The organism is Roseateles sp. GW821-FHT09G03, assembly GCF_059416045.1.
Genome location: NZ_JBWKOK010000003.1, coordinates 660,733 through 676,578 on the forward strand (window position 1 = coordinate 660,733; position 15,846 = coordinate 676,578).

At 66.9% G+C, this 15,846-nt stretch carries 14 protein-coding genes; 12 read left to right on the plus strand and 2 right to left on the minus strand.

What is annotated here, in order from left to right:
• Nucleotides 1-232 precede the first annotated feature (232 nt).
• From AC07OZ_RS15165 to AC07OZ_RS15205, 9 genes are all read left to right on the plus strand, one after another.
• Nucleotides 233-997 (plus strand): TetR/AcrR family transcriptional regulator, encoded by a 765-nt coding sequence (locus AC07OZ_RS15165; protein ID WP_495467919.1) that lies wholly within the window; start codon nucleotides 233-235, stop codon nucleotides 995-997.
• A 54-nt stretch (nucleotides 998-1,051) separates the two neighbouring features.
• Nucleotides 1,052-2,842: an acyl-CoA dehydrogenase C-terminal domain-containing protein gene (locus tag AC07OZ_RS15170; RefSeq protein WP_495467920.1), complete on the plus strand. Its 1,791-nt coding sequence runs from the start codon at nucleotides 1,052-1,054 to the stop codon at nucleotides 2,840-2,842.
• An 83-nt stretch (nucleotides 2,843-2,925) separates the two neighbouring features.
• Complete coding sequence (locus AC07OZ_RS15175; RefSeq protein ID WP_495467921.1) at nucleotides 2,926-3,387, plus strand: DUF2147 domain-containing protein; 462 nt, start codon at nucleotides 2,926-2,928, stop codon at nucleotides 3,385-3,387.
• Nucleotides 3,388-3,466: 79 nt separating this feature from the next.
• Complete coding sequence (locus tag AC07OZ_RS15180; protein ID WP_495467922.1) at nucleotides 3,467-5,863, plus strand: 3-hydroxyacyl-CoA dehydrogenase/enoyl-CoA hydratase family protein; 2,397 nt, start codon at nucleotides 3,467-3,469, stop codon at nucleotides 5,861-5,863.
• A 26-nt stretch (nucleotides 5,864-5,889) separates the two neighbouring features.
• Nucleotides 5,890-7,104: an acetyl-CoA C-acyltransferase gene (locus AC07OZ_RS15185; RefSeq protein ID WP_067277066.1), complete on the plus strand. Its 1,215-nt coding sequence runs from the start codon at nucleotides 5,890-5,892 to the stop codon at nucleotides 7,102-7,104.
• Nucleotides 7,105-7,276: 172 nt separating this feature from the next.
• Entirely contained in the window at nucleotides 7,277-8,128 is an 852-nt protein-coding gene (locus tag AC07OZ_RS15190; protein WP_495467923.1) for an alpha/beta hydrolase family protein, read from the plus strand.
• 62 nt (nucleotides 8,129-8,190) lie between these two features.
• Nucleotides 8,191-8,952 (plus strand): enoyl-CoA hydratase, encoded by a 762-nt coding sequence (locus tag AC07OZ_RS15195; protein WP_495467924.1) that lies wholly within the window; start codon nucleotides 8,191-8,193, stop codon nucleotides 8,950-8,952.
• 210 nt (nucleotides 8,953-9,162) lie between these two features.
• A complete protein-coding gene (locus AC07OZ_RS15200; protein WP_495467925.1) occupies nucleotides 9,163-9,411 on the plus strand; it encodes a hypothetical protein in 249 nt (82 codons plus the stop codon).
• On the plus strand, nucleotides 9,408-9,638 hold the full coding sequence (locus AC07OZ_RS15205; RefSeq protein WP_495467926.1) for a hypothetical protein: 231 nt from the start codon (nucleotides 9,408-9,410) through the stop codon (nucleotides 9,636-9,638). The genes AC07OZ_RS15200 and AC07OZ_RS15205 overlap by 4 nt, the downstream gene beginning before the upstream one ends.
• A gap of 84 nt (nucleotides 9,639-9,722) precedes the next feature.
• Here AC07OZ_RS15205 and AC07OZ_RS15210 read toward each other — a convergent pair whose 3' ends face one another.
• Nucleotides 9,723-11,063: a dicarboxylate/amino acid:cation symporter gene (locus AC07OZ_RS15210; RefSeq protein WP_495467927.1), complete on the minus strand. Its 1,341-nt coding sequence runs from the start codon at nucleotides 11,061-11,063 to the stop codon at nucleotides 9,723-9,725.
• Between the two features lie 251 nt (nucleotides 11,064-11,314).
• Nucleotides 11,315-11,794, minus strand: coding sequence for an acyl-CoA thioesterase (locus AC07OZ_RS15215; protein ID WP_495467928.1), 480 nt, complete (start codon nucleotides 11,792-11,794; stop codon nucleotides 11,315-11,317).
• Nucleotides 11,795-11,892: 98 nt separating this feature from the next.
• On the opposite strand from AC07OZ_RS15215, the gene AC07OZ_RS15220 reads away from it, so the two are divergent.
• From AC07OZ_RS15220 to AC07OZ_RS15230, 3 genes are all read left to right on the plus strand, one after another.
• The gene (locus tag AC07OZ_RS15220) at nucleotides 11,893-13,773 is read left to right on the plus strand and encodes an ABCB family ABC transporter ATP-binding protein/permease (RefSeq protein WP_495467929.1); all 1,881 of its coding nucleotides are present in this window, start codon (nucleotides 11,893-11,895) and stop codon (nucleotides 13,771-13,773) included.
• Between the two features lie 11 nt (nucleotides 13,774-13,784).
• Nucleotides 13,785-14,714, plus strand: coding sequence for a LysR substrate-binding domain-containing protein (locus AC07OZ_RS15225; RefSeq protein ID WP_495467930.1), 930 nt, complete (start codon nucleotides 13,785-13,787; stop codon nucleotides 14,712-14,714).
• A 177-nt stretch (nucleotides 14,715-14,891) separates the two neighbouring features.
• Complete coding sequence (locus AC07OZ_RS15230) at nucleotides 14,892-15,785, plus strand: amino acid ABC transporter substrate-binding protein (protein WP_495467931.1); 894 nt, start codon at nucleotides 14,892-14,894, stop codon at nucleotides 15,783-15,785.
• Nucleotides 15,786-15,846: the final 61 nt, after the last annotated feature.

Here is a 15,846-nt window from a genome sequence, read left to right on the forward strand (position 1 = left end):
GCAGGTGACCCAGCGTCGCAGAGAAGTCGGACGCGCGGGTTCGGGTAAACCCGCGCACCGGCTTCGTCGTCCAGCGCACATCGTCGTGACGCGGTCATGCCGGCCTGTTGAACTCGGAAGGGCCCCCTGTTTTTTTAGGCCGGCATCACTAAAAAAGGGTGGTCAAGGATTGCGTTTCCGGCCCGGAACTGCTCAAAATAGAACGATCGTTCGTTTTATTATTCCGGGCACCGTGTCCACCTCCTCCTTCACCTCCGCCAAGCCTGTCGCCGCCAAGCCGCTCGCCTCGTCGCGCAGCGGCTCGCGCTCGCTGCAGAAGGGCGCGCAGACCCGGGCCGCGATCCTCGACGCGGCGCTGGGCCTGGCCTCGCACATGGGGCTGGAAGGGCTGTCCATCGGCGCGCTCGCCGATGTGACGAAGATGAGCAAGTCCGGCGTCTTCGCCCATTTCGGCTCGCGCGAGGAACTGCAGATCGCTGTGGTGCGCGAGTACCACGCCAAGTTCGAAGAGGAAGTCTTCTACACCGCGATCCGCCAGCCCCGCGGCCTGCCGCGCCTGCGCGCGCTGTTCGAGCGCTGGGTGCACCGCACCTCGGTCGAGGTCGATTCGGGCTGCATCTACATCAGCGGCGCCGTCGAATTCGACGACCGGCCGGGCCTGGTGCGCGACGCGCTGGTCGGCATGGTGCGCGACTGGCACGCCGCGATCCGCAAGGCCATCCTGCTGGCGCAGGAGGTCGGCCACCTCGTGCCGGACGCCGATCCGGACCAGATCCTCTTCGAGATGCACGGCCTGATCCTGTCGCTGCATCACGACGCGCGTTTCCTGCGCAGCGACGGTGCGCTGGCCCGGGCCCGCACGGGCCTGGAGCGCATCCTCGGCAGCTTCGCCACGCCGGCCGGCCGCAAGGCCGATGCCGAGTCGCGGCAGACACCTCCTCAAACCGCCGCCGCCGGCGCGACCGTGGCCGCGGCCCCGGGACGCAAGCGCGCCTGAGCGGGGCGAGTCCCTTTCGATCCTTTCATAGAACCATTCCTCAGGAGAGCCCTCATGCCTCAGTACAACCCGCCCCTGCGCGACATGCAGTTCGTGCTGCACGAGCTGCTGCACGCAGTCGACGAGCTGAAGCTGCTGCCCGCGCATGCCGAGATCGACGAGGACACCATCAACGCGGTGCTGGAAGAGGGCGGCAAGTTCGCGTCGGAAGTCCTGACCCCGATCAACCTGTCGGGCGACCAGGAAGGCTGCACGCTGGACAAGACCACGCACGAGGTCAAGGCGCCCAAGGGCTTCAAGGAAGCCTACGCGCAGTACGTCGAGGGCGGCTGGCCCGCGCTGTCGTGCGATCCGGAGTTCGGCGGCCAGGGCCTGCCCGTCCTGCTGAACCAGTTCATGTACGAGATGATGAACTCGGCCAACCAGGCCTGGACGATGTACCCGGGCCTGAGCCATGGCGCGTATGAGGCGCTGCATGCGCACGGCACGCCGGAGCAGAAGACCACCTACCTGCCCAAGCTGACCTCGGGCGTGTGGACCGGCACCATGTGCCTGACCGAACCGCACTGCGGCACCGACCTGGGCCTGCTGCGCTCCAAGGCCGAACCCCAGGCCGACGGCACCTACAAGATCACCGGCCAGAAGATCTTCATCTCCGCCGGCGAGCACGACCTGGCCGAGAACATCATCCACCTGGTGCTGGCCCGCCTGCCGGACGCGCCGCAAGGCTCCAAGGGCATCTCGCTGTTCGTTGTGCCCAAGTTCAACGTCAAGGCCGACGGCTCGCTGGGCGAGCGCAACCCGGTCTACTGCGGCGGCCTGGAACACAAGATGGGCATCCACGGCAACGCCACCGCGCAGATCGTGCTGGACGGCGCCGTCGGCACGCTGGTCGGCCAGCCCAACAAGGGCCTGCAGGCGATGTTCGTGATGATGAACGCCGCCCGCCTGGGCGTCGGCAACCAGTCCCTGGGCCTGACCGAAGTGGCGTACCAGAACGCCGTCGTCTACGCCAAGGACCGCATCCAGATGCGCGCGCTGTCGGGCCCGAAGGCGCCGGACAAGCCGGCCGATCCGATCATCGTCCACCCCGACGTCCGCAAGATGCTGCTGACCGCGCGCGCCTACGCCGAAGGCGGCCGCGCCCTGTCCGCCTACACCGCGCTGCAGCTGGACAAGGCGCTGGCCAGCGACGACGCCGACGAGGCCAAGGCCTGCGAGGACGAAGTCGCCCTGCTGACGCCCATCATCAAGGCCTTCATCTCGGACAACGCCTGGATCGCGACCTCGCACTGCATGCAGGTCTTCGGCGGCCACGGCTACATCCACGAGTGGGGCATGGAGCAGTTCGTGCGCGACTCGCGCATCAACATGACCTACGAAGGCACGAACACCGTGCAGTCGCTGGACCTGCTGGGCCGCAAGATCCTGGGCAACAACGGCGCGACGCTGAAGAAGTTCGGAAAGAAGATCGCCGAATTCGTCGAGGAAGAGGGCACCAGCGAAGCGATGCAGGAGTTCATCAACCCGCTGGCCGACATCGGCGACAAGGTCACCAAGCTGACCACCGAGATCGGCATGAAGGCCTTCCAGAACCCCGATGAAGTCGGCGCCGCCGCGGTGGACTACCTGCGCGTGGTGGGTCACCTGTGCTTCGCCTACATGTGGGCGCGCATGGCCAAGCTGGCGCTGGAGAAGAAGGACAGCGGCGATCCGTTCTACACCGCCAAGCTGGCGACGGCGCGTTTCTACTTCGCCAAGCTGCTGCCGGAGACCGCGAGCCTGATCCGCACCGCGCGCGCCGGTCTGAACCCGCTCATGGAAATGGACGAGGCGCTGTTCTAAGGACAGCGTCACGGGCGCCCCCTCGAGCGGGGCGCCCGCGTTCCCCTTCCAGCGTTCGCCAATAAAAATCGGAGAGAGACACGATGAAACCGCTGTTCGCCACCGCCGTCGCCCTGGGCCTCGGACTGTCCGCCAACCTCGCGCTCGCGCAGAGCGCCGCCACGACCACGCCGGTCGGCGTCTGGAAGACGATCGACGACGACACCAAGCAGGAGCGCTCGACGGTCCGCATCAGCGAGATCAACGGCGTGCTCACCGGCAAGATCGAGAAGATCACCGACCCGTCCAAGCAGACCGCCAAGTGCGACGAATGCAGCGACGAGCGCAAGGGCCAGCCCATCCTCGGCCTGACCATCCTGCGCGGCGTCAAGAAGAACGGCAACGACGCCGAACTCTGGGACGGCGGCGACATCCTCGACCCGGGCAACGGCAAGGTCTATCGCGTCCGCTTGCGTCCGGTCGACGGAGGCAAGAAGCTGGAGGTCCGCGGTTTCGTCGGCATGCCGATGCTGGGCCGCACGCAGACCTGGATCCGCGTCGAATAAAGCCATCGATGGACGCGCCGACATGAGCGCGCCGTACCAACCCCATTCCTACATCCTCGGGATGTTCATTGGAGAAACCATGAGTCGATTCCAAGTTCGCAAGGTCGCCGTGCTCGGCGCCGGCGTGATGGGCGCGCAGATCGCCGCCCATCTGGTCAACGTGAAGGTGCCGGTCGTCCTGTTCGACCTGCCCGCCAAGGAAGGCCCCAAGAACGGCATCGTGACCAAGGCCGTCGAGGGCCTGAAGAAGCTCAAGCCGGCGCCGCTGGGCGTGGCCGAGAACGCCGCGCTGATCCAGCAGGCCAACTACGAAGAGCACCTCGAGCTGCTCAAGGACTGCGACCTGATCATCGAGGCCATCGCCGAGCGCATGGACTGGAAGCTGGACCTGTACACGAAGATCGCGCCCTTCGTCGCGCCGCATGCGATCGTGGCGTCCAACACCTCGGGCCTGTCGATCACCAAGCTGTCGGAAGTCCTGCCGGAATCCATCAAGCCGCGCTTCTGCGGCATCCACTTCTTCAACCCGCCGCGGTACATGTACCTCGTCGAGCTGATCAACACGCCGACCACCAACCCGGAAGTCATCGATCAGCTCGAGAGCTTCGTGACCTCGGCCGTCGGCAAGGGCGTCGTGCGCGCCAACGACACGCCCAACTTCGTCGCCAACCGCGTCGGCATCGCCGGCATGATGGCCACGATGATCGAGGCCGAGAAGTTCGGCCTGTCCGTCGACGTCGTCGACGACCTGACCGGCAAGAAGCTGGGTCGCGCCTCGTCGGGCACCTTCCGCACCGCGGACGTGGTGGGCCTGGACACGATGGCGCACGTCGTCAAGACGATGCAGGACAACCTGAAGGATGACCCCTTCTACTCGACCTACGCCACGCCCAAGGTGCTGGCGGGCCTGATCGAGAAGGGCGCGCTGGGCCAGAAGGCCGGCGCGGGCTTCTACAAGAAGGTCGGCAAGGACATCCAGCGCCTGGACTTCGCCACCGGCGAGTACGTGACCGGTGGCGGCAAGGCCGAGGAGATCGTCGCGCGCATGCTGAAGAAGCCGGCCGCCGACCGCATCAAGCTGCTGCGCGAATCGAGCAACCCGCAGGCGCAGTTCCTGTGGTCCATCCTGCGCGACTCGTTCCAGTACGTGGCCGTGCACCTGGACACCGTCGCCGACACCGCGCGCGAGATCGACTTCGCGATGCGCTGGGGCTTCGGCTCGCAGCAGGGCCCGTTCGAGCTGTGGCAGGCCGCCGGCTGGAAGCAGGTCGCGGAGTGGGTCAAGGCCGACATCGACGCCGGCAAGACGCTGTCGAGCGCGCCGCTGCCCGCGTGGGTCTTCGAAGGCCCGGTCGCCGACAACGGCGGCGTGCACTCGAAGGACGGCTCGTGGAGCGCCGCCGAAGGCAAGTTCAAGCCGCGCGCCAAGCTGCCGGTCTATGAGCGCCAGGCCTTCCCGGAAGCGCTGGTCGGCGAAGGCGCCGTCGAGCCGCTGAAGGCCGGCACCGAGGAGTTCAAGAACGAGGAAGTCCGCGTCTGGTCGCTGGACGGCGAAGTCCTGATCGCCTCGATCAACGCCAAGCTGCACCTGATCAGCCCGACGGTCACCGAAGGCCTGCTCAAGGCCGTCGAGATCGCCGAGGCCAAGTACAAGGGTCTCGTCATCTGGTCGCCGGACGACGTGTTCTCGGCCGGTGCCAACCTGGAAGCGCTGATGCCGGTCTTCATGACCAAGGGCGCCAAGGGCATCGCCCCGGAAGAGAAGAAGCTGCAGGACATGATGCTGCGCGTGCGTTACGCCAGCGTCCCGGTCATCGCCGCGATGCGCGGCCTGGCGCTGGGCGGCGGCTGTGAACTGGCGGTGCATTGCGCCCGCCGCGTCGCGCACATGGAGTCCTATGTCGGCCTGGTGGAAGTGGGCGTCGGCCTCATCCCCGGCGGCGGCGGCCTGACCTACATCGCGCGCCGCGCGGCGGAGATGGCCTCGGCCGGCAACGCCAACGCGGACATCTTCGCCTTCCTCAAGGACGGCTTCACCAACGCCGCGATGGCCAAGGTGGCGACCTCCGCGCTGGAAGCGCAGAAGCTGGGCTACCTGCTCGACAGCGACATCATCGTCCCCAACAAGGACGAGCTGCTGTACGTCGCCACGGCGCAGGCCAAGGCGATGGCCGACTCCGGCTATCGCGCCCCGCTCAAGGCCAAGTTCCCGGTCGCGGGCCGTTCGGGCATCGCCACCGTCAAGGCCCAACTGGCCAACATGCGTGACGGCGGCTTCATCAGCGCGCACGACTTCCACCTGGCCTCGCTGATCGCCGACGTCGTCTGCGGCGGCGAAGTCGAAGCCGGCTCGCTGGTGACCGAGGAATACCTGATGTCGCTGGAGCGCAAGCACTTCTGCAGCCTGCTCGAGCATCCGAAGACCCAAGAGCGAATCATGGGCATGCTGCAAACCGGCAAGCCGGTCCGCAACTGATCCGAGCGGCACACAAGGAATTCATCATGAGCAAGCAAGTTCAAGACGCCTACATCTGCGCCGCCACCCGTCTGCCCATCGGCAAGTCGGGCCGGGGCTACTTCAAGAACACCCGTCCGGACGAGATGCTGTCGCGCGTCATCCAGGCCGCCATGGCCCAGGTGCCGGGCCTGGACCCGTCGGTGATCGAGGACGCCATCATCGGCTGCTCCTTCCCCGAAGGTGAGCAGGGCATGAACATCGCCCGCGTCGCGGCCGTCCTGTCGGGCCTGCCGAACTCGGTCGGCGGCGTCACGGTCAACCGCTACTGCGCCTCGGGCATCACCGCCCTGGCGATGGCCGCGGACCGCATCCGCATCGGCGAATCCGAAGTGATGATCGCCGGCGGCGTCGAGTCCATGTCCATGGTCCCGATGGGCGGCAACAAGCCCTCGTTCCCGCCCGCGATCTTCGAGCGCGACGAGAACATCGGCCTGGCCTACGGCATGGGCCTGACGGCCGAGAAGGTGGCCGACAAGTGGAAGGTATCGCGCCAGGCGCAGGACGAGTTCTCGCTGGAATCGCATCGCCGCGCGCTGGCCGCGATCGAAGGCGGTTTCTTCAAGGACGAGATCACCCCGTTCGAACTGAAGGACCGTCAGCCCGACCTGAACGGTGACGGCGTCATCGTCAAGAGCCGCATCGTCGACACCGACGAAGGTCCGCGCAAGGACACGTCGATGGAAGGTCTGGCCAAGCTCAAGCCGGTCTTCGCCGCCAAGGGCAGCGTCACGGCCGGCAACAGCTCGCAGACCTCGGACGGCGCGGGCGCGCTGATCGTGGCGTCGGAAGCCGCGGTCAAGCGTTTCGGCCTGACCCCGCTGGCGCGTTTCGTCTCGTTCGCCGTGCGCGGCGTGCCGCCCGAGATCATGGGCATCGGCCCGATCGAGGCGATTCCGGCCGCGCTGAAGCTGGCCGGCATCAAGGCCGAGGACCTGGGCTGGATCGAGTTGAACGAGGCCTTCGCCGCGCAATCGCTGGCCGTGCTGAACGATCTCGACAGCAAGGGCATCGTGCTGGACCGTTCCAAGGTGAACCCCAACGGCGGCGCGATCGCCCTGGGTCACCCGCTGGGCGCGACGGGCGCGATCCGTGCGGCCTCCGTGATCCATGGTCTGCGCCGCACCGGCGGCAAGTACGGCATGGTCACCATGTGCGTCGGCGCTGGCCAAGGCGCAGCGGGCATCATCGAGCGTCTGTAAGAAGCGCTCGGTTCTCCAAGTACGGTCTTCGGCGGTCAGTGACTGCGAGTGGGGCCGGAATGATGCTGGGGGTTCCCGGAGGGATGCCCCCTGCGTCGTGGAGAGCCCGCGCTTGGCCAAGCGCAGGCAGGCGCCCTGAGCAGGACGCCAAACGGCATCGGGGGAGATCGCGATGATCAGTTTCCGAGCGGAGGATGGTTTCGAGCTTCGAGGCCATCTCTACGGCGATGCGGCGACCGCGAAGGCGGGATTGCTGATCGCTCCGGCGATGGGTGTGGAGCAGCGGTACTACGCTGCCTTCGCGCGCTGGATGGCGGAGCAGGGCTGGCTGGTGCTGAGCTTCGACTATCGCGGCATGGGCGCCTCGCGTCCTGACGCGATGAAGCGGTCCTTGCGAGGGCTCGAGGCCGACATCCACACCTGGGCCGAGCGCGACGCCGCCGCGGCGCTGTCGCACCTCGACCACCTGCTGGGCGATCGACGCGAGATCCACTGGCTGGGCCACAGCCTGGGCGGCCAGATCCTCGGCATGCTCCCCAACCGCTCGCGCGTCTCGCGCGCCGTGACGGTGGGCTGCGGCAGCGGCTACTGGCGCGAGAACTCCATCGGCCTTCGCCGCTACGTGTGGTGGCTCTGGTACGTCGTCGTCCCGCTGGCGCTGCCGGCCTTCGGCTATTTCCCCGGCCGCAAGCTGCGCAAGGTCGGCGACCTGCCGCGCGGCGTGATGGCGCAATGGCGCCGCTGGTGCCTGGACCGCGACTACATGATGGGCGAGGGCGGCGACGCCTTGCGCGCGCAGTACGCGTCGCTCTCGGTGCCGATGCTTTCGCTCGCCTTCACCGACGACGAGTTCATGTCCCGCCGCAATACCGAGTCCCTGCATGGCTTCTACGCCGGCGCCCACCCGGAGATGCGCCGCATCGCCCCCAAGGACATCGGCGAGCGCCGCATCGGCCATTTCGGTTTCTTCCGCGATCGATTCGAGCGCAGCCTCTGGCCGCAGGTCAGCGCGTGGCTGGCATGATCGCGACATTCATTCGAACACCAGCCGTCGAGAGACGGTAGACCCCACGAGGAGAGTGCTCCATGAGCATCAAGACCGCCATCGTCAACGGCGTGCAGACCATCGAGATCGCACGACCGGAAAAGAAGAACGCGCTGACCCGCGCGATGTACCAGGAGATGGCCGACGCGCTGGTCACGGCCAACGCCGACAACGCCGTGCGCGCCGTGCTGATCCAGGGCCAGCCGCAGATCTTCACCTCGGGCAACGACATCGAGGACTTCATGGGCAGCCCGCCGCGCGATGAAGACGCGCCGGTCTTCCAGTTCATGCGCGCGATGGTCGGCTGCGACAAGCCGATCGTGGCGGCGGTGAACGGCGCGGCCATCGGCATCGGCACGACGCTGCTGCTGCATTGCGACTTCGTCTATGTCGCGGACGATGCGCGCCTGGCAATGCCCTTCGTGAGCCTGGGGCTGGTGCCGGAGTTCGGCTCCAGCCTGCTGGTGCCGCGCCTGATGGGGCCGCGCCGCGCCGCTGAGAAGATCCTCCTGGGCGACCCGTTCACCGGCGAGCAGGCGGTGGAATGCGGTGTCGCCAACGCGGTGCTGCCGGCGTCGGAAGTGGTGGCGCATGCGCGCCGCATCGCCGAGCGCTTCAACAAGCTGCCCCCGAGCGCCGTGCGCGAGAGCAAGCAACTGATGCGCCGCGCGTCGAAGGACGAAGTGCTGGCCACGATTCAGGCCGAGGCCGAGATCTTCGGCGCTCGCCTGCGCAGCCCCGAGGCGACGGAAGCCTTCCAGGCCTTCTTCCAGAAGCGCCAGCCGGACTTCTCGAAGTTCTGATCGGACGCGGCGATGCCGCGATGAAGGAAAGGGCGCCGAGGGCGCCCTTTCTGCTTTCCGAGACGCCTTGTCGACGGACCACCCTCATTCGCGCAATCGCCACCACTCGACCAAGTCAGTGCGGGCGCCGACTGCACGACAACGTGCGATTGGCACGACGGCGCCACGTCGGAATCATGAGCACTCCCCTGTTGATTGGAGTGATTCCTGATGAGCAAGAAGTCGAACGGAAAGAACGCGAAGCCAGCCAAGCGCAAGAGTCTGTGCGAGCGCTGCGGGCAGGTCGCCAAGGCGTCGGTGAAGGTCACCGAACCGCCGAGTTGGGCGCACAAGGTCGGCACCTTCGGGTTGCCGCGCGAGGACAGCTTGAAGGTGCATTCGCCAGAGGTGGCATTCGAGCTGGCGAAGAAGGCCGGCATCATCGACGACGAGGGAAACCTGATGCCGAGGTATCAATGAACCAGGGCCAGTTGATCCTCGCGTTCCACGGCTGCGATATCACGGTACGCGACAGGCTGGTGAAGGGACGCCTCGCGCGACTCACGCCGTCTGCCAATCGCTATGACTGGCTCGGCGACGGCGTGTACTTCTTTGAAGGAGACGCGGAACGCGCCTTGGGATTTGCGGAGGCGTCGCGGCAATGGCTCGTGCCGTCCAGTCACGGACGGCCAACAAACCACGCGTGAGGGCCTCATCATGACGGCGAAAACACGAAGAAGAATGAACAACGGACCCCTCGAGGCCCGTTGTCGTTCATGCGTGTCGATCGCTCACGCGGTCTCGGCCGGTCCGGCCACGCGCACCGGCAGGTCGTCCGAGTCACCCGCCTTGCCCGACAGCGCCACGTCCAGCGCGTCGTGGTCCAGCGCGTTCTCCCACTTCGACACGACGATCGTCGCCACCGCGTTGCCGACGAAGTTGGTCAGCGAGCGGCATTCCGACATGAAGCGGTCCACGCCCAGGATCAGCGCCATGCCGGCCACCGGCACTTCCGGCACCACCGACAGCGTCGCCGCCAGCGTGATGAAGCCCGCGCCCGTCACGCCCGCCGCGCCCTTGGAGCTCAGCATCGCCACCAGCAGCAGCGTGATCTGGTGGGTCAGCGTCAGCTCGGTGTTGGTGGCCTGCGCGATGAACAGCGCCGCCAGCGTCATGTAGATGTTGGTCCCGTCCAGGTTGAACGAGTAACCCGTCGGCACGACCAGCCCCACCACCGTCTTCTTGCAGCCGGCCTTCTCCATCTTCTCCATCAGCGACGGCAGCGCCGACTCCGACGACGAGGTGCCCAGCACCAGCAGCAGTTCGGCCTTCAGGTAGCGGATCAGCTTCAGGATCGAGAAGCCGCACAGGCGCGCCACGATGCCCAGGATCACCAGCACGAAGAACAGCGAGGTCAGGTAGAAGCTGCCCACCAGCATGCCCAGGTTGAGCAGCGAGGCCAGGCCGTACTTGCCGATGGTGAAGGCCATCGCACCCAGCGCGCCGATCGGCGCCGCCTTCATCAGGATGTGGACCATCCGGAACACCGGCGCGGTCAGCGATTCGAAGAAGGTCAGCACCGGCTTGCCGCGGTCGCCCGTCAGCGCCAGCGCGATGCCGAACAGCACCGCGACGAACAGCGTCTGCAGGATGTTGCCGTCCGCCAGCGCGCCGATCAGCGACTTCGGGATCACGTCCATCAGGAAGCTGACCAGGGTCAGGTCATGCGTCTTCTCGACGTAGCGATGCACTTCCTTCTGGTCCAGGTCCGCCACGTTGACGTTCATGCCGGCGCCCGGCTGCACGACGTTGGCCACCACCAGGCCGACGATCAGCGCCAGCGTGGAGAAGAACAGGAAGTAGACCATCGCCTTGCCGAACACGCGGCCGACCGCGCTCAGCTGCGTCATGCTGGCGATGCCGGTCACGATGGTCAGGAAGATCACCGGCGCGATGATCATCTTCACCAGCTTGATGAAGGCGTCGCCCAGCGGCTGCAGCTTCACGGCGAAGGCAGGCTCGAAGTAGCCGAGCGTGATGCCGATCGCGATCGCGATGACGACTTGCAGGTAGAGGTGGCGATACCACGGCACGGGCGAGGCCGGCGCGGCGGAAGCGGAGGGGGTCAGCATGGGGTACGGCTCCGGTTGCGGGTGGCCGCAGGCGCCGTCACCGGCGTGTCTGCGCACCCTGGCCGGGCAGTATCCCACCCACGAATTCACGAGGTGTGCGGGATCTACGTACTAACCCTGGTGCGCGAATGCCCATTCGCACCACGGGGCGCAGACCAGTCGGATGGCCCCATTCCAGGGCCGCGCCGTTCACCAACGGGCAACGAGGACGGCGACGGGGCCAGGCGCAGCGTGCCGCGCCCGGGCGGCGTTCAGCCCGCTTCGCCGAAGACGCGCGACTTGCCCTCGCGATCGATCGCGACGTAGGTGAGGTTGGCCTCCGTCACCTTCACCACATGCGGATTGGCCGGGTTGCGCTCCGCGAAGACCTCGACGTGCACCGTGATCGACGTGCGGCCGATCCGCGTGACCTGCGCATAGAAGCTCAACAGATCGCCCACCGACACCGGCTGCTTGAAGATGAACTGGTTCACCGCCACCGTCGCGATGCGGCCGCGCGAGATGCGCGCCGGCAGCACCGAGCCGGCCAGGTCGACCTGCGCCATGATCCAGCCGCCGAAGATGTCGCCGTTGCCGTTGGCATCCGCCGGCATCGGCATCACGCGCATCACCAGCTCGCGCGGGCCGATGGTCTCGGGCGACAGCAGCGGCGCGCCCGACGGGTGCGCGGCGGCGGCGTTGGCGGGGCCGGCGGCGCTGGCGGGGGCATTCGGATCGGTGGAGTCGCTCATGATGGGCAAACGGTGACAATGAGCGGCATTGTCGTCCAGCATGTCCGCCCTCGCCAGGGCGGGTGCCCGACTCCACGGCAAGGCCACGCTCCCTCTCCATGCGCCGTTCCACACTCGCCGGCACCGCGCCGACTCCCGCTGCCCCGTCCGCTGACGGCTCCGCCGCGTCCGCTGCTTCCCCTTCTTCCGCCGCCCCGCCCGAAGCGCGCGGCGACTGGCACACCATCGCCCGCCTGCTCCCGTACTTCTGGCGCTACCGCTGGCGCGTCGGCATCGCGCTGGCCTTCATGGTCGCGGCCAAGCTGGCCAACGTCGGCGTGCCGCTGCTGCTCAAGCAGCTGGTCGACAGCCTAGACATCCCCGCCGGCAGCGCGCAGGCGCTGATGGTCGTGCCGGTCGGCCTGCTGCTCGCCTACGGGATGCTGCGGCTGTGCACCTCGCTGTTCACCGAGGCGCGCGAGCTGATCTTCGCCAAGGCCACCGAGGGCGCCTCGCGCAGCATCTCGCTGCAGGTGTTCCGCCACCTGCACGACCTCAGCCTGCGCTTCCACCTCGAACGCCAGACCGGCGGCATGACCCGCGACATCGAGCGCGGCACGCGCGCCGTGCACGCGCTGATCTCGTACTCGCTCTACAGCATCTTCCCGACGCTGGTCGAGGTCGTGCTGGTGCTGAGCCTGCTGGCGGTGAAGTTCGACGTGCTCTTCGCCTGGATCACCGGCGCGGCGCTGGTGTTCTACATCGGCTTCACGATCGTCGTCACCGAGTGGCGCACCAAATACCGGCGCCTGCTCAACGAGCTCGACTCGCATGCGCACAGCAAGGCGATCGACTCGCTGCTGAACTACGAGACGGTGAAGTACTTCAACAACGAGGACTTCGAGGCCGCCCGCTATGACCAGAGCCTGGAGCGCCTGCGCCGCGCGCAGCTGAAATCGCAGCGCACGCTGTCGCTGCTCAACAGCGGGCAGCAGGTGATCATCGCGGTCGCGCTGGTGGCCATGCTGTGGCGCGCGACGCAGGGCGTCGTCGATGGCCGCATGAGCCTGGGTGACCTGGTCATGATCAACGCCTTCATGATCCAGCTCTACATCCCGCTGAACTTCCTCGGCGTGATCTATCGCGAGATCAAGCAGAGCCTGACCGACCTGGACAAGATGTTCGGCCTGCTGGCCCGCGAGCGCGAGATCGCCGACGCGCCCGGGGCCCAGGCGCTGCGCGTGGGCGGCGCGGCCGTGCGCTTCGACGACGTGCACTTCGCCTACGAGCCGCAGCGTCCCATCCTGAAGGGCGTGAGCCTGGAGATCCCGGCGGGGAAGAAGGTCGCCGTCGTCGGCCCGAGCGGCTCGGGCAAGAGCACGCTCGCGCGGCTGCTGTACCGCTTCTACGACGCGCAGTCGGGCCGCATCGCGATCGACGGCCAGTCGCTGGCCGAGGTCACGCAGCACAGCGTGCGGCGCGCGATCGGGATCGTGCCGCAGGACACCGTGCTGTTCAACGACACCATCGCCTACAACATCGCCTACGGCCGGCCCGAGGCGACGACCGAGGAGATCGAGGCCGCCGCGAAGTCCGCCCACATCCACGACTTCATCCGCCATCTGCCGCAGGGCTACCAGACCATGGTCGGCGAGCGCGGCCTGAAGCTCTCCGGCGGCGAGAAGCAGCGCGTCGCGATCGCGCGCACGCTGCTGAAGAACCCGCCGATCCTGATCTTCGACGAGGCGACGTCGGCGCTGGACTCGCGCAACGAGCGCGCCATCCAGGCCGAGCTCGAGGCCGCCGCGCAGGACAAGACCGTGCTGGTCATCGCGCACCGCCTGTCCACCGTCGTCGACGCGCACGAGATCCTGGTGATGGAGCAGGGCCTCATCGTCGAGCGCGGCACGCACGCCGCGCTGCTCGCGCAGCGCGGCCGTTACGCGCAGATGTGGGCCCTTCAGCAGGATGGTCAGGACCGCGCGGATCCGCAGGGATAAACTCCCGCGCCGTGGAAACCAAATGGCTTGAAGACTTCGTGAGCCTGGCGGAGACGCGCAGCTTCTCCCGCTCGGCTCAACTGCGGCATGTCACGCAGCCCGCGTTCTCGCGCCGCATCCAGGCGCTCGAGGCCTGGGCGGGCGTCGACCTCGTCGACCGCTCGTCCTATCCGACGCGGTTGACCGCCGCCGGCGAGACGCTGCTCGGCCAGGCGGTCGATCTGCTCGGCAACCTGCAGGCCACGCGCAACATGCTGCGCAGCCACCAGTCGGCGGGGCAGGACATGATCGAGTTCGCGGTCCCGCACTCGCTGTCCTTCAGCTTCTTCCCGCACTGGCTGATGGAGCTGCGCCAGCGCTTCGGCGAGGTGAAGTGCCGGCTCAATGCGCTCAACGTGCACGACGCGACGCTGCAGCTCAGCGAAGGCAACTGCGACCTGCTGGTCGTCTACCACCATCCCAGCCAGCCCTTGCAGCTGGACCCGGAGCGTTACGAATCGGTCTCGCTCGGCCACGAGACGCTGGCCGCCTATGCGAAAGCTGACACAAGCGGCGCGCCGATGTTCCGGATTTCCGGACACCCGGGTCAGAAGATCCCGTTCCTCAGCTATGCCTCGGGCGCCTACCTCGGGCGATTGGTGGAGCTGATCGTCAAGGGCGCGGCGCAGCCGCTCAACTTCGAATCGGTCTTCGAGACCGACATGGCCGAGAGCCTCAAGGCCATGGCCATCGAGGGCCACGGGCTGGCCTTCCTCCCGGCCAGCTCGGTGAAGAAGGAAGTGAAGGCGCGCCGGCTGGTGCGGGCCGCCGAGCCCGGCCAGTACGAACTCAACATGGAGCTGCGCATGTACCGCGAGCGCCAGGGCTCGGCGCGGCGGGTCAAGCCGGTCGCGCAGGCGCTGTGGAACTTCCTGACCCATGCGGAGAAACTCGATGGCTGATTTCCTGACCTGAAGCAGGCACGGAACCTGCATACGTAAGCCACGCAACAAGTCGAGATGCGTGATACTCCCTACCCAGCAAAGCGACCGCTCATGGTCTGCTCTGCCGGTTGGGGGGCTCACTGTCAGAACCTCCCTCGAATCCGCTTTTTGAATCCGAACAAAGCAGGAGCATCTATGAAGAAGGCATTGCTGGTACTGGCCCTTGGCGCCGCGTTGGTTGGCGTGGCGCAGGCCGACACGCTCAAGAAGATCAAGGACACAGGCAGCGTGACCATGGGCGTGCGCGAGTCCTCGGGCGCGCTGTCGTACACGCTCGGCGACGGCAAGTACGTGGGCTACCACGTCGAGATCTGCCAGCGCGTGCTGGCCGACGTGCAGAAGCAGCTGGGCCTGGCCAAGCTGGACATCAAGTATCTGCCCGTGACCTCGCAGAACCGCGTGCCGCTGGTGCAGAACGGCACCGTGGACATCGAGTGCGGTTCGACCACCAACAACCTGACCCGTCAGAAGGACGTGGCCTTCGCCGTCACGACCTACGTCGAGGAAGTGCGCATCGCCGTGAAGGCCGATTCGGGCATCACCTCGATCGCCCAGCTGAACGGCAAGACGGTCGCGACGACGACCGGCACCACCTCGGTCCAGCTGCTGCGCAAGCATGAGCGCGCCAACGGCGTGGACTTCAAGGAAGTGCTGGGCAAGGACCACGCCGACAGCTTCCTGCTGCTGGAGTCGGGCCGTGCCGACGCCTTCGTGATGGACGGCCAGATCCTGGCCGGCAACATCGCCAAGTCGCGCAACCCGGCCGGTTTCAAGATCGTCGGCGAAGTGCTGTCGGTCGAGCCGATCGCCATCATGGTCCGCAAGGACGACCCGGCCTTCAAGAAGGCCGTGGACGACAGCATCAAGGGCCTGATGAAGTCCGGCGAGATCTCCAAGCTGTACGACAAGTGGTTCGTCCAGCCGATCCCGCCGACCAACACCAAGGTCGGTCTGCCGGCGACGGCCGCGACCAAGGACGCGTGGGCGAACCCGAACGACAAGCCGGTCGAGGAATACCTCAAGAAGTGATAGTCCTCGCCTGAGCACAAGGCGCCCCGCGGGGCGCCTTGTCGCAACAGGCCGTCGTTTT

What these genes read in the sequence shown, in the direction of transcription:
- AC07OZ_RS15185 (WP_067277066.1), top strand. Translation starts at nt 5,890, where the DNA reads ATGAGCAAGCAAGTTCAAGACGCCTACATCTGCGCCGCCACCCGTCTG.
- AC07OZ_RS15190 (WP_495467923.1), top strand. Translation starts at nt 7,277, where the DNA reads ATGATCAGTTTCCGAGCGGAGGATGGTTTCGAGCTTCGAGGCCATCTC.
- AC07OZ_RS15230 (WP_495467931.1), top strand. Translation starts at nt 14,892, where the DNA reads ATGAAGAAGGCATTGCTGGTACTGGCCCTTGGCGCCGCGTTGGTTGGC.
- AC07OZ_RS15220 (WP_495467929.1), top strand. Translation starts at nt 11,893, where the DNA reads ATGCGCCGTTCCACACTCGCCGGCACCGCGCCGACTCCCGCTGCCCCG.
- AC07OZ_RS15210 (WP_495467927.1), bottom strand. Translation starts at nt 11,063, where the DNA reads ATGCTGACCCCCTCCGCTTCCGCCGCGCCGGCCTCGCCCGTGCCGTGG.
- AC07OZ_RS15200 (WP_495467925.1), top strand. Translation starts at nt 9,163, where the DNA reads ATGAGCAAGAAGTCGAACGGAAAGAACGCGAAGCCAGCCAAGCGCAAG.
- AC07OZ_RS15195 (WP_495467924.1), top strand. Translation starts at nt 8,191, where the DNA reads ATGAGCATCAAGACCGCCATCGTCAACGGCGTGCAGACCATCGAGATC.
- AC07OZ_RS15175 (WP_495467921.1), top strand. Translation starts at nt 2,926, where the DNA reads ATGAAACCGCTGTTCGCCACCGCCGTCGCCCTGGGCCTCGGACTGTCC.
- AC07OZ_RS15180 (WP_495467922.1), top strand. Translation starts at nt 3,467, where the DNA reads ATGAGTCGATTCCAAGTTCGCAAGGTCGCCGTGCTCGGCGCCGGCGTG.
- AC07OZ_RS15170 (WP_495467920.1), top strand. Translation starts at nt 1,052, where the DNA reads ATGCCTCAGTACAACCCGCCCCTGCGCGACATGCAGTTCGTGCTGCAC.
- AC07OZ_RS15205 (WP_495467926.1), top strand. Translation starts at nt 9,408, where the DNA reads ATGAACCAGGGCCAGTTGATCCTCGCGTTCCACGGCTGCGATATCACG.
- AC07OZ_RS15215 (WP_495467928.1), bottom strand. Translation starts at nt 11,794, where the DNA reads ATGAGCGACTCCACCGATCCGAATGCCCCCGCCAGCGCCGCCGGCCCC.